This window comes from Caballeronia sordidicola (assembly GCF_000729995.1).
Lineage (GTDB): Bacteria > Pseudomonadota > Gammaproteobacteria > Burkholderiales > Burkholderiaceae > Caballeronia > Caballeronia sordidicola_A.
Genome location: NZ_JNFG01000019.1, coordinates 59,576 through 74,185, shown reverse-complemented (window position 1 = coordinate 74,185; position 14,610 = coordinate 59,576). Strand labels below are relative to the sequence as shown.

The window sequence follows — 14,610 nt, the reverse complement described above, 5'->3', positions numbered from 1 at the left end:
GGCCGATAAACCGAAGGGAAGTAAAAAACGCAACCGCACCGCTCGTACTTGAAAAAAAACTCTAAAACGTCCGAAAGTGACTACGTATCGAGGGGTTGCTCAACCTGATGTGCATTCGCCGCGCGGCGCCGCAACACAGGACTACGGCGTAATGACGTCAATGACGTTCTTCTTGTTATCCTTGAAATCGATTAGCGTAATGGCTCCGCCGCCCTTCAAATCGCCTTTGTCATCGAATGCAATGTGCCCTGTCAGGCCATTGAAATCCGTCGACGCAATCGCGGCAAGCACCTTTGGCGCTTCAATCGAATTCGCCCGCTTCATGGCGTCGACAATCACATAGACAGCGTCATAGGTGAACTGCGCGTAGCTCTGAACCGGGATATGGAACCGCGCTGCGTAGCGCTGCGCGAAATCCCCGCCTTTGTCCAGCTTCGACACGTCCACACCCAGTTCCGAGCACACCACGTTCGGCGCTGCGTTGCCCGCGAGCGTGGCCATGTCGGTGGAACACATGCCGTCACCGCCAAGAATCTTTGCCTTGATACCCAGCGCCGCAGCCTGCTCGGCAAACGGTCCGCCGGTAACGTCCATGCCCCCGAACATCACCGCGTCCGGCTGCGTGCGCTTGATCTTGTTCAAGATCGCCTTGAAATCCCGCGACTTTTCGCTCGTGACTTCGTGCCCCGTGATGTGCCCGCCGCCTGCGACCACGGCTTTCGCAAACTCGTTCGCGAGACCTCGGCCGTAAAGCGTAGCGTCATCGACGACCACGATTTTCCGCGCGTGAAGCGTCTTGAGCGCATAGGTCGCAAGCACCGGCCCCTGGCGCGCATCCGTCGGCACCACACGGAACGTCGTTTTGTACCCTTGCTGCGTGAACGCGGGGTTGGTCGTCGCACCCGAGATCTGCGCCACGTCCGCGTCGCTATAGATCTTCGATGCGGGAATCGACACGCCCGAATTCAAATGCCCGACAACCGCTACCACGTGATCGGCCACCAGTTGCTGCGCCGCTGCAATCCCTTTCTTGGCATCGGCTGCGTCGTCCTGCGTGTCCAGCTCGAGATGAATCGCGTGGCCGTCAATGGTCAGTCCCTGCGCGCTTATTTCCTCGATAGCCAGTCGTGCGCCGTTTTCGTTGTCCTGCCCAAGGTGAGCCAGCGGTCCGCTAACCGGAGCAACGTGGCCGATCTTGACGACGGTCGCGTTGCTGGCCGGTGCGGGCGCGGAGGCCGCAGCCACCGATGCCGCCGATGCCGGCACGGCCGGCGCACTTCCCCCCACACTCGCCGAGGCTGCAGCCGTTGCTTCCGGCACCACCGATGCCCCCGCGGCCGGCTCGTTATCACTCTTTTTGCCGCACGCCGTTGCCATCGCAACCGCAGCCGCGATGGTCACGGCAAAGCCAAACTTCATTCGCATTCAGTAGGTCTCCGGCGCCTTGAAAAGCTGATGTTTCCAGCCCATCCGGCTTGGAACGCGCGCATTGTAACTCGGTTTTTGAGACGTGCAATATTGTTCTGCGACAGGGGTTTTCCTCCATTGCAACCCTCTCTTCGGCCTCCAGTGGAGGTCTTGGAGCAACCTGGTTGCACCTCGCATCGGTGTGCAAGTTGCACCATCGGTTTGCGTCGTGGGTAAACACCGATGCGCGTGCATCCCTTCGGCGACGCTGCGGACTCTCATAAATGAATTTCATGGTGCGAGTGCAAAATCAACCGGTCAATCCGGGCGTTCTCGTAGCGACCCTGGCGGCGTGCTCGCGGGCGCAACATTCGGGCGCAATATTTCTGCAGCGCGCAAATGAACAAAAGGCCGCGTCAACACAAGTTGGCGCGGCCCCTCAACACACTTTCGACTGTCACCTCGAATTCAGGAACGAGGGACGACACTTCCCGGACGGTGCGTCACCCCGGCAGCGTCAGTCCACGCGGCAGCGGAAACGAGACCGTCTCCTCGATCCCTTCCAGCGGACGCACGTTCCGCACTCCCAGCTCCCGCAACCGCGCGATCACGGCCTGCGCCAGCACTTCAGGCGCCGACGCGCCCGCCGTCACGCCGATGCGCTTTTTTCCTTCCACCCATTTCGGATCGATTTGCGTGGGCGAATCCACCATATAGGCGGGGATGCCGCGCTTTTCAGCGACTTCGCGCAGCCGGCTTGAATTCGAACTGTTCGGGCTCCCCACTACGATCACCACGTCGCATTGAGGCGCGAGAAACTTCACCGCGTCCTGACGATTCTGCGTGGCATAGCAAATATCCTGCTTCTTCGGCTCTTTCACCGACGGGTATTTCGACTTCAATGCACCGATGATCGCGGAGGCGTCATCGACTGACAGCGTGGTTTGCGTCACGTAGGCAATCCGGTCGGGATCGGCGAGCGCGAGCGCTTCCACGTCCTCGATATCCTCCACCAGATGCATGCCTTCGCCGCTCTGCCCCATCGTGCCTTCCACTTCGGGATGGCCCTTGTGGCCGATCATCACGATATCGAAACCCTCCTGGCGCATCTTCGCCACTTCCATATGCACCTTGGTCACCAGCGGGCAGGTGGCGTCGAACACGCGCAAGCCGCGGGTTTCCGCTTCCGAGCGCACCGCCTTCGACACGCCGTGCGCGCTGAAAATCAGCGTACTGCCTTCAGGCGCATCCGCCAGGTCTTCTATGAACACCGCGCCTTTCTTGCGCAAATCCTCGACCACATAGGCGTTGTGCACGATCTCGTGGCGTACATAGATAGGCGCGCCGAACAGCGCGATGGCCCGCTCCACGATTTCGATTGCACGATCGACGCCGGCGCAAAAGCCACGCGGCTGGGCGAGAAGAATTTCGACATCGAGAAGGGTGTCAGTGGAGCTCATGGCTACAGAATTCCGATGATTTTCACTTCGAACGCCAGCGCCTGGCCGGCAAGCGGATGATTGAAATCGAACAGCGCGGAGGTCTCGCCGACCTCCTTGAGCACGCCCGCGTAACGGCCACCGCCCGGCGCATTGAATTCGACAAGGTCGCCGGGAGAAAAATTCTCGCCGATCATCGCGTTCTCTCGCAACGTGGCAAGCGACACCCATTGCAGCATGTCCGGATTGCGCGGACCGAACGCCTGGCCAGGCATCAGCCGAAAGGTCGAGTGGTGGCCTACCTTCAGACCCAGCAGAATGTCTTCCAGCGGCGGCGCGAGATGACCGGCGCCCAACAACAGCGTGGCGGGCTTGTCGGCGAACGTGCTGACAATGTCCGCCCCATCCTCAAGCGCAAGCCGGTAATGAAGCGTGACGTGCGAACCGGGTTTCACCTCGGAAATATCAATGATGCTCATGTTTGATCGTGGTAGCCGTAAAAGCCGTAATTACCTTCTCAGCCGGCCCCGCCGTCCGATAAAAGGCCGGGCGTCCAAACAGGACGCGGTCATGTCGAAAGCTTGGCCGGCATCCGGGCATCGCACCGCCGGGACCAACATCCTCGTGGACCAAACAGGCAGGCGAGCGCTCGGGGAAGTGCCAAACCTCCATTGTAAGCCACAGTGCGGCCGCCCCGCCTCGGTCCGAGCAATGCCCCAGCGTGATAGGGAATGGGCCGGGCGATCGCCGCTCTCGACGCTATTTTCAACGTTGTCTCCGCCCTTGCGCGCGGACGGGAGCGAGACATGAATGCCCGGCTCGAGCTGGTGCACAACAACGCGCCCTATCCCGTCAACGCCCTGCACGCAGTAGAGCCATCAGCACCGATCGCGCCTGCTGTCATGCGCATGCTCGACTGGCCTGAGCGTGACCGTCCGCGCGAACGCCTGTTGAAACTGGGCGCTCAGACGTTATCGGACGCCGAGTTGCTGGCGCTGTTCCTGAATACAGGCCGCCCGGGCATGACGTCCGTCGACGTGGCGCGCGACCTCCTGGTCCGGTTCGAATCAATTAGAGGCGTGCTGGGTACGACTGCGACGGAATTACGCAGATTCGACGGTATCGGCCCGGCCAAGGCGGCGCTGCTGCTCGCTGTCTCGGAGTTGTGCCAGCGTTCGCTCGCGGAGAAAACCCGCGACCGGCCCTTGCTCGACGCCCCGCAGGCGGTGGAAGACTATTTGAAATGGCTGATCGGCACGCGGCCCAACGAAGTGTTCGTCACCCTCTTTCTAGATATCAAACATTGCCTGATCACCGTGGACGAATCGTCGAAGGGGTCGATCTCGCGCGTTGCCGTCTATCCTCGGGAAATCGTGCGGCGGGCGCTCACATTAAATGCGGCCAGCCTGATCGTCGCGCATAATCACCCCTCTGGCGGCGTTGAGCCGAGCGCAAACGACCGCAGGCTGACGCGAGTCCTGCAAGACTCGCTCGCGCTGATCGACGTCCGGCTGCTGGATCATCTGGTGGTAACCTCGAATGAAGTCTTCTCTTTTTCGCGACATGGATGGATTCCGGCATGAAGTGAATCCCGGCGTAGCCGAATTTGCAGCCCAACGCTGATTTCACTGATTTAATAGCGGGCCGGGGGCAAAAGCGGTGAAACCAAGCCTGATTGGGGCTGCGCGAGCCGAAAACCGATTGAAACCTGTTCCGGACCAGATAGCCGGATACCTCGTCCGGAACCAAAAAGAGTTGATTTTGCTGGTTTTTTGCGGTTAGAATCTCGGTTTGCTTCTTTCAACCAACCTGTTCCGAGCGTACGCGGTCATCATTTCGGGCAAACCTCTCCGGTAGCCCGAAGCGGTCCAAAATGTATCTGGCGTTCGAACTCAGAATTAAAGCGTATTAGGAGTGCTCTCATGGCACGTGTATGCCAAGTAACCGGGAAGGGGCCGATGAGCGGCAACAACGTTTCCCATGCGAACAACCGCACCAAGCGTCGTTTCCTGCCCAATCTGCAAAATCGCCGCTTCTTCGTTGAAAGCGAAAACCGCTGGGTTCGTCTGCGTCTCTCGAACGCCGGCCTTCGCCTGATTGACAAGAACGGCATCGACTCCGTGCTCGCAGATTTGCGCGCACGTGGCGAAGTCTAAGGAGCACGAACATGGCCAAGGGCGCACGCGACAAGATCAAGTTGGAATCGACCGCAGGTACGGGTCACTTCTACACGACCACGAAGAACAAGCGCAACATGCCGGAAAAGATGGCGATCAAGAAGTTTGATCCCGTTGTCCGCAAGCACGTTGAATACAAAGAAACCAAGATCAAATAAGATCCGGTCTCTTTCGCTCCAGTTTCACAAAAGCCTCGCTCACGCGAGGCTTTTTGCTTTGGCGCTGCGGCTTTGGCGCCTCGTCCGCCCACGCCTGCGCGCGCCCTGTTCGCCCTACTGGCCGAACGGCCAAGTGGGCCGCGTAGCGTGCCGCGCGTTATCCTTACCGATCAGGCTTTCCCCATGCCACCGGCGTGAATCCCGAAAGTCGCAGCGGACAAAATTGACGGAGACGTGGCAGGATGAATTTCGACGTGGCAATCATCGGCAGCGGGCTGGCGGGCTTAAGCGTGGCGCTGAGTCTGGCGGACACGCGGCGCGTTGTCATTCTCGCCAAGCGCAGCGTAAGCGAAGGCGCCAGCGACTGGGCCCAGGGCGGTATTGCGGCCGTCCTCGACTCGGCCGACTGTGTCGACAACCACGTTCGCGACACGTTAATAGCCGGCGGCGGCTTGTGTGATGAAGCCGCTACACGGTTCATCGTCGAAAACGGGCGTGCGGCCATCGAATGGCTGATCAACGAAGGCGTGCCGTTCACGAAGGATCTATCCGCTGAACTCGGCTTTCATCTGACACGTGAAGGCGGCCATAGCCATCGACGGATCATTCATGCCGCCGATGCAACCGGTCACGCCGTGGTCACCACGCTCAACGAACGCGTGCGCAATCATCCGAACATCACGGTCCTCGAAGACCACTATGCGATCGACCTGATCACGTCCGAGCGGCTCGGGCTGCCCGGGCATCGCTGTCATGGGCTTTATGCGCTTGATCTTGCGAGCGGACGTACTGTCACCATCGAGGCGCCGCATACCGTGCTCGCGACCGGGGGCGCCGGCAAGGTGTATCTGTACACCACGAATCCGGATACGGCGACCGGCGATGGTATTGCAATGGCGTGGCGCGCCGGTTGCCGGGTATCGAACATGGAGTTCATCCAGTTCCATCCCACTTGCCTGTTTCATCCGTACGCGAAGTCCTTCCTGATTTCGGAAGCAGTACGCGGCGAAGGCGGCATCCTGCGCCTGCCCGACGGCACGCGGTTCATGCCCGCCCATGACGAACGCGCCGAACTTGCGCCCCGCGATATCGTCGCCCGGGCGATCGACTTCGAGATCAAGAAGCGCGGGATTGATTGCGTCTATCTCGACATCAGCCATCAGCCGGAAGCGTTCCTGCAGGAACACTTCCCCACCATCCTTGCGCGCTGCCGCGAGTTCGGTATCGATATCACGAAGCAGCCCATTCCCGTGGTGCCGGCCGCGCATTACACGTGCGGCGGCGTAGTCACCGACCTGGCCGGCCGCACGGATCGCGCGGGCCTGTATGCCGTGGGGGAAACATCGTGCACGGGGTTGCACGGTGCGAACCGGCTGGCAAGCAACTCTCTGCTCGAATGCCTGGTGGTCGGGCGTGCAGCGGCGCAAGCCATGGAAGAGGAAGGCTTTGCGGCGAGCGGCCATGCGCCGCTGCCCGCCTGGGATGAAAGCCGCGTCTCCGATCCGGATGAGGAAGTCGTGGTCGCGCACAACTGGGACGAATTGCGGCGGTTGATGTGGAATTACGTGGGGATTGTGCGTACCGATAAACGGCTTGCACGCGCACAACATCGGATAGCCCTGCTACGTGACGAGATCCACGAGTACTACGCGAACTTCAAGGTGAACCGCGACCTGCTTGAATTGCGCAACCTTGTTGATGTCGCTTCGATGATCGTGGAAAGCGCGTGCTCACGGCGCGAGAGCCGTGGTTTGCACTTCAGCCGCGACTGGCCGGAGACGTTGCCCAAGGCGCTGCCGACTGTGTTAACGCCGCCGGCAGTGAGGCGGCGGGAGATTTAAACTGCGTCCGGTTACGCCGAACGCACCGCATCCAGCGCGCATTGAACCAGATCCCGCATCAGCGGCGCGACCCGTGCGGCGCGCGCTTCGTCGTAGGCGTACGGCCGCGTCTCTTCCATGTAAGTCACCTGCGACAACTCCAGTTGCACCGCGTGAATGCCATCCTGCGGCGCTCCGTAGTGTCGCGTGATGTAACCGCCCTTGAAGCGCCCGTTAGCTACCGCCGTGTAAGCACCCTGCCCGACCACTATCGCTTCGAGCTTCTCTGCAAGACCCGCGACCGCGCTTTCGCCGCCCGCCGTGCCGAAGTTAAAGTCGGAAAGCTTGCCATCGAAGAAGCGCGGCACGTGTGAGCGGATGGAATGGGCTTCCCAGAGCAATGCCTTGCCATGCGCGACTTTCAAACGCGCCAATTCTTCGGTCAGCGCATCGTGGTAGGGCCTCCAATATTTCTCACGGCGCTGGGCGATCTGCGCCTCCGAAGGCGCACCGCCCGGGGGATACAACGGCTCGCTGTTGAAGGTATCGACGGGACACAGGCCGGTCGTATCGCGCCCTGGATAGAGATTCGCGCCATCCGGCGGACGGTTCAAATCGATCACATAACGCGAATTCGCGGGCACGATGATCGATGCGCCCATCTCTACCGCAAAAGCGTAGAGACGTTCCAGATGCCAGTCGGTGTCATCGACTTCACGGGCGATCGGCGTCATGGAGGCGGCTATGTCGGCGGGAATCTGAGTACCGGCATGGGGAATCGAAATCAGCAGCGGCGCAGTGCCGCGCTTCAACGTAAAAACTTGATCGGTCACAAGCGGTGTCCTTTATTTGAGCAATCCGGCCAGCGTGTTCCGATACCGCCCGAACGACTCTCCTTCATCGCGATGCCGACGCGCCTCGACCACGAGCTTGCCGCCAACACTCACATCCAGCACGGGCGTCTCCCCGTGTTCGCAAAACACCACGCCCGATAACCACGCATCCGGCGCATGCCCTGCGATAGCCGGATGATCGGGATCGAGCACGATGAAATCCGCCCGTCGCCCCGCTTCCAACGCGCCGGTCGCGCGGCCAGTAGCGCAGGCGCCACCCTGTACGGCAGCATCGAAAAGACGATCCGCGACGTGCACTTGTTCAGTCGATGCCAGCACATTGCGCTCGCGTCGCGTCAGCCGTTGTCCGTATTCCAGCAAGCGCAACTCTGAGCGCCAATCGACTGCGATGTGGCTGTCCGAGCCAAGCCCAAAGCGTCCACCGTCGTTGAGATACGCATGCGCGGGGAAAATGCCATCGCCGAGATTGGCTTCGGTTGTCAGGCACAGGCCCGCTACGGATCTACTCGCGGCCATTGCACGGACTTCGTTTTCATCGACGTGCGTAGCGTGCACGAGGCACCAGCGTTCGTTCACGTCGAAGTTATCGAGCAGCCAGCGTACGGGCCGGGCTTTCAGCGTCTCGAGACAGGCGTCGACTTCGGCCGTCTGCTCGGCGATGTGGATGTGCACCGGCGCGCCCGGAAAAGCGCTGTCGAGTCCGCTGAGCAAACGGCCCAGCGATTCCTTCGATACCGCCCGCAGCGAATGCGGTGCGACGCCGTATCGGAGGTTGCCGTTTTCGGGCTGCGCCGAGCGCAATGAAACGAGAGCATCGAGCAGGCTTTCCGGCGTGTGGACAAAGCGCGCCTGACCGGATGTTGGCTCGCGTTCACCGAAGCCGCTGTATTGATAAAGCACGGGCAACATCGTCATGCCGATGCCGGTTTGCGTTGCGGCATCAACCACGCGAGCGGCCATTTCAGCGAGATTCGCGTAGTGCCGGCCATCCGGCGCGTGATGCACGTAGTGGAATTCGCAGACTGACGTGTAGCCTGCCTTCAGCATTTCGATATAAAGCCAGCGTGCAATATCGCCAATGCTGTCCGGAGAAATGCGCGCGGCAAACCGGTACATCAGGTCGCGCCAACTCCAGAAGCTGTCAGTAGGATTCGCGCGATATTCGGTGAGCCCCGCCATCGCGCGCTGGAACGCGTGCGAGTGAAGATTCGGCATGCCAGCGAGCACCGGACCCTTGGCTTTGTTCACGCCAGCCGGTTGCTCGCTGTCCGGCGTGACGGCGACCAAGGTTCCTTGATCGTCCCATTCCAGCAGCACGTCACGGCGCCAGCCATCTTGCAGACGCGCGTGGTCGGCGAACAAGCTTTTTGATGTCATCGGATAGTCCGTTTATTTACGGTTACGGCGCCGTGACGCACGACCAGCGCGCAACGATCGAGGCCGGTCCAGTACGCCAGCTCCGCCAGCGTTTCGATATCCCACGCAACAAAATCGGCCTTCGCGCCGACGGTGATCTCGCCGTTCACATCGGCGTGGCCGAGCGCTTTTGCACCGTGACGCGTCACGCCCGCGAGCACTTCCGCCACCGACAAGCGGAACAACGTGCAGCCCATGTTGAGCATCAGCAGCAGCGACGTGCTCGGCGATGTCCCCGGATTGCTGTCCGTGGCAAGCGCTATGAGTACGCCGTGGCGACGCAGCAAGTCGATGGGCGGCAACTGCTTTTCGCGGATGAAATAGAACGCGCCGGGCAACAACACGGCGACTGTGCCGGCTTCGCGCATCGCGATGGCGCCGGCTTCGTCGAGGAATTCGAGGTGATCGGCCGATAGCGCGTGATGCTTCGCCGCGAGCGCCGCACCGCCCATCAGCGACAACTGCTCCGCGTGCATTTTCACAGGCAGATTCAGTTTCGACGCCGCGTTGAACACGCGCTCCGCCTGTTCGAGCGTGAACGCGATGCGCTCGCAAAACACATCGACGGCATCGACCAGACCTTCCGATGCGAGCGTCGGCAACATCTCGTCGCAGACATGGGCGATGTAGTCATCGGCGCGGCCGGCGTACTCGGGCGGCAACGCGTGCGCGCCAAGGAACGTCGTGGAAATGGTCACCGGCCGCGCCGCTGCAAGCCGCCGCGCGACGCGCAGCATCTTGCGTTCTGTCGGAAGATCCAGCCCGTAACCGGATTTGATTTCCAGCGCGGTCACGCCTTCGGCGAGCAACGCGTCCAAACGGCGCAGTGACTGTGCGAACAACTCGTCTTCGCTCGCTGCGCGCGTGTTGCGCACCGTCGAGACGATGCCGCCGCCGCGTTTCGCGATGTCTTCGTAACTCGCCCCTTCAAGGCGCATCGCGAATTCTTCAGCGCGGTTTCCCGCGTAGACGAGATGCGTGTGGCAATCGACGAGACCCGGCGTCACGAGACGCGCTTCAAGATCGTAGCTATCTGCTTCGGCAAATGTTGAAGGTAGTTCAGCTTCTTTACCGAACCATTCGATACGCCCGCCGCGCACGACAATCGCCGCGTTTTCCAGGACATCTGCGGGATCGGCACGCGCTGCAAGACGTGCATTGCGCCAGATCTGCACGCGGTTATCGGTCATGTCAGCGTTTCCTTTGAAACAATACGGGCGTCGATGAGAACCGCGCCCTCCGAAACCGGTTCGACGTTTAACACGTGGCTGCCGCGCGAGGCCTCAAGAACAAGCGCATCGCCTTGAGACAAACGCTCGTCACCAACCGCAAATTCGCCAAGCGCGCAGACGAGCACGACGCTGCCCTGCTCTACGCTCAGCGTTACAGCATCACGCCGCACGGTCACACTTCCCGACACGCGACTCCGCCTCAACATCAGGTTGAAATCGCGCGTCGGACCGTTCGGCAACTCGGCCGTTATCTTCGTTTCGCCAGCGAACGCGAGCGAATCCCAGCGTGCAAGAACATGCCGAGGACCGTCTGCATCGATGAGCACCATCTCCGTGCCTTCGATCAACGCCAACACGCGGTCGATGCCCTCGAACACCGAGAACGCCCCCGCCTCCGATACATCCGCAACGCTCACGCGCCAATCGAAGGCATCGAAAGCCGCACCCGGCGGCGACGCGGCGATCTCGCGCGTCGCGCCGCCGCCGTTTTTCCACGGCACGGCCTTCAAATCGGCCGCGCGAATAATGCTGAAGGCCGACGCCATGATCAGGTCGTAATGAACGGCAGATCGAGACCGAAGTTCTTCGCGCATTCAATGGCTTGCTCATAACCGGCATCGCCATGACGCATCACGCCGGACGCGCAGTCGTTCACCAGCACGCGCGCAAGACGCTTTTGCGCTGCATCGGTACCGTCGGCAACGATCACCATGCCCGCGTGTTGCGAATAGCCCATGCCAACGCCGCCACCATGATGCAGGCTGACCCACGTCGCGCCGCCCGCTGTGTTCAACAGCGCGTTGAGCAACGGCCAGTCCGACACAGCATCCGTGCCGTCCTTCATGCTTTCCGTTTCGCGATTCGGGCTGGCGACGGAACCCGTATCCAGATGATCCCGGCCGATGACGATCGGCGCTTTCAGCTCGCCGCTCTTCACCATTTCATTGAATGCCAGACCGGCGACATGACGCTCGCCGAGGCCCAGCCAGCAAATCCGCGCCGGCAGACCCTGGAACGCGATGCGGTCGCGCGCCATATCGAGCCAGCGGTTCATGCCTGCGTTGTGCGGGAACAGTTCTTTCAGCTTGGCGTCGGTCTTGTAGATGTCTTCCGGATCGCCGGACAACGCGACCCAGCGGAACGGCCCCTTGCCTTCGCAAAACAGCGGGCGGATGTAAGCCGGAACGAAGCCGGGGAAATCGAACGCGTTCTTGACGCCATCGTCGAAAGCGACCTGACGCAGGTTGTTGCCGTAGTCGACGGCGTGAATGCCCATCGCGTGGAAGTCGAGCATGGCCTGGACGTGCTGGGCGCACGAGCGTTGCGCGGCGGCCTTCAGTTCAGCGTGCTGGGACTCATCCTGCGACGCCGCGCGCCACTTCTCGAGGCTCCAGCCGGCCGGCAGATAGCCGTTGATCAGGTCGTGCGACGAAGTCTGATCGGTGACCAGATCCGGCTTGATCCCGCCGGCCTTGGCGCGGCGCACGAGTTCCGGCAGCACTTCGGCTGCGTTGCCCAGCAGCGCGATCGACACAGCGTCGCCGGCGGCCGTGTGCTGCTTGATCAGCTCAAGCGCGTGATCGATGTCCTTTGCTTGTTTATCGACGTAACGCGTACGCAGACGGAAATCGATACGCGTCTGGTCACACTCGATGTTCAGCGATACCGCGCCCGCCAGCGTCGCCGCCAGCGGCTGCGCGCCGCCCATGCCGCCCAATCCTGCGGTCAAGATCCAGCGGCCCTTCCAGTCGCCGTTAAAGTGCTGCCGCGCGGCTTCGACGAAGGTTTCGTACGTGCCCTGCACAATCCCCTGGCTGCCGATATAGATCCAGCTTCCGGCCGTCATCTGGCCGTACATGAACAGACCTTTGCGGTCGAGTTCATTGAAGTGTTCCCACGTCGCCCATTTCGGCACGAGGTTCGAGTTCGCGATCAACACGCGCGGCGCGTCGGCATGCGTCTTGAACACGCCGACCGGCTTGCCGGACTGAACCAGCAGCGATTCATCGCTTTCCAGGCGTTGCAGCGTTTCGAGGATTTTGTCGAGACATTCCCAGTTGCGGGCAGCGCGGCCTATACCGCCATAGACCACCAGCTTGTCGGGGTTCTCGGCGACCTCGGGGTCGAGGTTGTTCAGCAGCATCCGATACGGCGCTTCGGTGAGCCAGCTCTTGCACGTAAGCTCGGTGCCGCGCGGTGCGCGCAGGGGACGCGGGTTGTGGTTTTTCATCAAAGCACTCCTCGGACGGGATGGTGAACATTCGGTATCTTGCAGCCAATTCCTCGACGCGTTTCGGGCAACGATGGAGCTTGGTCGGCGAGTTGTATATACAAGTCTGAATTAAAACAAATCGGAGTGCAAGCGGTGTGCAGGTCGATTCGGCTAGGGGTTTACTTGAATGAGGCTGACGGGCTGATGCAGATTGGGCCACAGCCGTCGACCACGCGTAAATACGGCGCGATCGACGACAACGGAAGGCGACAAATCTGTCTATACAAGAGCCCCGGTGGATTAAAACCCGGGGTTTGCGTCGTGGACAAACGCCCATGCTGCAGCGATATCGCCTGCTAATGGCCGGTCGTCCCGGTATCGGGAAACAACAGCACGGACGCTTCGATAAATTGCATCGGTTTTAGGCGCGCGCGACAGCTCGGCCGGTTGGAGGTCATACGCCTGGGTCGCAGCCAGCAGCTCGATAGCCAGGATCCGCTCAGCATTGGCGATGATTTCCAAAGCCTTCAACGCAGCCGGTGTCGCGTGACACAGATGGTCCTCCTGCAAGCCGGAGGTAATTCCCCCGTCCAGGCTCGCCGGCATCGCAAGCCGGCGGTTGTGCGCAACCAGGGACGCCGCCGTGTATTGCGCGATCATGAAACCGGAACAGGTGCCACCGCTATCGGCGAGAAAAGCGGGCAAGCCGCTGACCAGCGGATTAACCAGCCGGTCGATGCGCCGCTCGGCCATCGCGGCAACCTCTGCCACGGCGGTGCTCAGGCTATCCATCGCCAGGCCGATCGACGCGCCCACCGCATGCGCCTGCGAAAACACCCGCGGCGACGCGAGCGTGCCGGCGACGACGGGGTTATCGGTGACCGAAGCCAACTCGCGATTCACCACTTCCGCCGTCGTCGCGAACACGTCGCGCGCCGCGCCGTGCACGTGGGGAATGGTTCGCAAGCTCAAGGGGTCCTGCGTCTTGCGTCCGAACGACGCCGCAATGATGCCGCTGTCGGCAAGAAGCGCCCGCAGATGCGCGCCCACCACCGACAATCCCGGCGATATGCGCAGCGCAAGCGAGTCGGCATCGAAGGCGGCAGCTTGACCGCGCAGGTTCTCGAAAGACATCGCCGAGATGGTGTCGGCCCATTCCAGCAGGCGCTCGGTGCGCGCGAGCGCGAGCGAGGCGAGTCCCGTCACGCATGGCGTGCCATTGACCACGCTCAAGCCCTCCTTCGCCTCGAGCACGAGCGGTTCGTGCGCCAGCCGCTGCAACGCGCCGGCGGCGCTCATACGGCCGCTGTCGTCGCGGACAAACCCTTCGCCGATCAGCACCAGCGCGATATGCGCCATATGGCTCAGATATCCGACCGAGCCGAACGCCGGGACTTCGGGCGTCAACCCGCTGTCGAGCAACGTGACGAGCAGCTCGACAAGTTCGAGGCGAACGCCGGAATGCCCGTGGGCGAAGTTGTTGACGGCTGCCGCGATGATCGCGCGCGTCTCTTCGCGCCGCAGCGGCTCGCCGACGCCGACCGCGTGACTCATCAGGATATTGCGCGACAAAGCGCGCTGTTCCGACGGCGACACGACCACGTCGCACAGCGCGCCCACGCCGGTGTTCACGCCATACGCGCGAATCCGGCGCTCGACGATCTGCTCGACCAGCGCTCGCGCATGGTCGATCCTCGAGCGCACGCCCGGCGACAAAACCAGCTTCGCGCCATTCGCAATCCGGGCGACACCACGCCAGTCGAGCGGCTGGTCGATACACACCGCTGCCGGCGAGCGCTCGTTGTCGCGGCTGTCACTCAAGTCCGCGCCGATGACGATAGGATCAATCGGATCAATCGATGGCGTCGGTAAAACGGAACTGGCAAGCACGGCAA

13 protein-coding genes are annotated in these 14,610 nt (G+C 61.6%); 4 read left to right on the top strand and 9 right to left on the bottom strand.

The features are described 5' to 3' along the window. Positions 1-141 precede the first annotated feature (141 nt). The 3 genes from FH08_RS0119035 to FH08_RS0119025 all read right to left on the bottom strand — a co-directional run bounded on the left by FH08_RS0119035 (position 142) and on the right by FH08_RS0119025 (position 3,325). The gene (locus tag FH08_RS0119035) at positions 142-1,425 is read right to left on the bottom strand and encodes a branched-chain amino acid ABC transporter substrate-binding protein (RefSeq protein WP_031359865.1); all 1,284 of its coding nucleotides are present in this window, start codon (positions 1,423-1,425) and stop codon (positions 142-144) included. A gap of 485 nt (positions 1,426-1,910) precedes the next feature. Next, on the bottom strand, positions 1,911-2,867 hold the full coding sequence (gene ispH, locus FH08_RS0119030; RefSeq protein WP_031359864.1) for a 4-hydroxy-3-methylbut-2-enyl diphosphate reductase: 957 nt from the start codon (positions 2,865-2,867) through the stop codon (positions 1,911-1,913). Positions 2,868-2,869: 2 nt separating this feature from the next. Then, positions 2,870-3,325, bottom strand: coding sequence for an FKBP-type peptidyl-prolyl cis-trans isomerase (locus FH08_RS0119025; RefSeq protein ID WP_031359863.1), 456 nt, complete (start codon positions 3,323-3,325; stop codon positions 2,870-2,872). 327 nt (positions 3,326-3,652) lie between these two features. On the opposite strand from FH08_RS0119025, the gene radC reads away from it, so the two are divergent. From radC to nadB, 4 genes are all read left to right on the top strand, one after another. Continuing rightward, positions 3,653-4,429, top strand: a complete 777-nt coding sequence (radC, locus tag FH08_RS0119020; RefSeq protein ID WP_031359862.1) for a RadC family protein — start codon at positions 3,653-3,655, stop codon at positions 4,427-4,429. 339 nt (positions 4,430-4,768) lie between these two features. Next, positions 4,769-5,002, top strand: coding sequence for a 50S ribosomal protein L28 (gene rpmB / locus FH08_RS0119015; RefSeq protein WP_031359861.1), 234 nt, complete (start codon positions 4,769-4,771; stop codon positions 5,000-5,002). Positions 5,003-5,013: 11 nt separating this feature from the next. Next, complete coding sequence (rpmG, locus tag FH08_RS0119010) at positions 5,014-5,181, top strand: 50S ribosomal protein L33 (RefSeq protein WP_006478046.1); 168 nt, start codon at positions 5,014-5,016, stop codon at positions 5,179-5,181. Between the two features lie 242 nt (positions 5,182-5,423). Next, complete coding sequence (gene nadB / locus FH08_RS0119005) at positions 5,424-7,022, top strand: L-aspartate oxidase (protein ID WP_031359860.1); 1,599 nt, start codon at positions 5,424-5,426, stop codon at positions 7,020-7,022. Between the two features lie 11 nt (positions 7,023-7,033). On the opposite strand, the gene hutG is transcribed toward nadB, so the two are convergent. The 6 genes from hutG to FH08_RS0118975 all read right to left on the bottom strand — a co-directional run bounded on the left by hutG (position 7,034) and on the right by FH08_RS0118975 (position 14,536). After that, on the bottom strand, positions 7,034-7,834 hold the full coding sequence (hutG, locus tag FH08_RS0119000; protein WP_031359859.1) for an N-formylglutamate deformylase: 801 nt from the start codon (positions 7,832-7,834) through the stop codon (positions 7,034-7,036). A gap of 12 nt (positions 7,835-7,846) precedes the next feature. Next, entirely contained in the window at positions 7,847-9,232 is a 1,386-nt protein-coding gene (locus FH08_RS0118995; RefSeq protein ID WP_031359858.1) for a formimidoylglutamate deiminase, read from the bottom strand. After that, entirely contained in the window at positions 9,229-10,461 is a 1,233-nt protein-coding gene (gene hutI, locus FH08_RS0118990) for an imidazolonepropionase (RefSeq protein ID WP_031359857.1), read from the bottom strand. Before hutI ends, FH08_RS0118995 begins: the two co-directional genes overlap by 4 nt. Further along, positions 10,458-11,048 (bottom strand): HutD family protein, encoded by a 591-nt coding sequence (locus FH08_RS48500; protein WP_035566612.1) that lies wholly within the window; start codon positions 11,046-11,048, stop codon positions 10,458-10,460. The genes hutI and FH08_RS48500 overlap by 4 nt, the downstream gene beginning before the upstream one ends. Positions 11,049-11,050: 2 nt before the next feature. After that, on the bottom strand, positions 11,051-12,733 hold the full coding sequence (hutU, locus tag FH08_RS0118980; protein ID WP_031359855.1) for a urocanate hydratase: 1,683 nt from the start codon (positions 12,731-12,733) through the stop codon (positions 11,051-11,053). Positions 12,734-13,015: 282 nt separating this feature from the next. Continuing rightward, positions 13,016-14,536: an HAL/PAL/TAL family ammonia-lyase gene (locus tag FH08_RS0118975; RefSeq protein ID WP_081889513.1), complete on the bottom strand. Its 1,521-nt coding sequence runs from the start codon at positions 14,534-14,536 to the stop codon at positions 13,016-13,018. Positions 14,537-14,610 lie beyond the last annotated feature (74 nt).

Bases quoted from the DNA above. Each gene is read 5' to 3' on its own strand.
- FH08_RS0119035 (WP_031359865.1), bottom strand. From the start codon at position 1,425: ATGCGAATGAAGTTTGGCTTTGCCGTGACCATCGCGGCTGCGGTTGCG.
- ispH (WP_031359864.1), bottom strand. From the start codon at position 2,867: ATGAGCTCCACTGACACCCTTCTCGATGTCGAAATTCTTCTCGCCCAG.
- FH08_RS0119025 (WP_031359863.1), bottom strand. From the start codon at position 3,325: ATGAGCATCATTGATATTTCCGAGGTGAAACCCGGTTCGCACGTCACG.
- radC (WP_031359862.1), top strand. From the start codon at position 3,653: ATGAATGCCCGGCTCGAGCTGGTGCACAACAACGCGCCCTATCCCGTC.
- rpmB (WP_031359861.1), top strand. From the start codon at position 4,769: ATGGCACGTGTATGCCAAGTAACCGGGAAGGGGCCGATGAGCGGCAAC.
- rpmG (WP_006478046.1), top strand. From the start codon at position 5,014: ATGGCCAAGGGCGCACGCGACAAGATCAAGTTGGAATCGACCGCAGGT.
- nadB (WP_031359860.1), top strand. From the start codon at position 5,424: ATGAATTTCGACGTGGCAATCATCGGCAGCGGGCTGGCGGGCTTAAGC.
- FH08_RS0118995 (WP_031359858.1), bottom strand. From the start codon at position 9,232: ATGACATCAAAAAGCTTGTTCGCCGACCACGCGCGTCTGCAAGATGGC.
- hutI (WP_031359857.1), bottom strand. From the start codon at position 10,461: ATGACCGATAACCGCGTGCAGATCTGGCGCAATGCACGTCTTGCAGCG.
- FH08_RS48500 (WP_035566612.1), bottom strand. From the start codon at position 11,048: ATGGCGTCGGCCTTCAGCATTATTCGCGCGGCCGATTTGAAGGCCGTG.
- hutU (WP_031359855.1), bottom strand. From the start codon at position 12,733: ATGAAAAACCACAACCCGCGTCCCCTGCGCGCACCGCGCGGCACCGAG.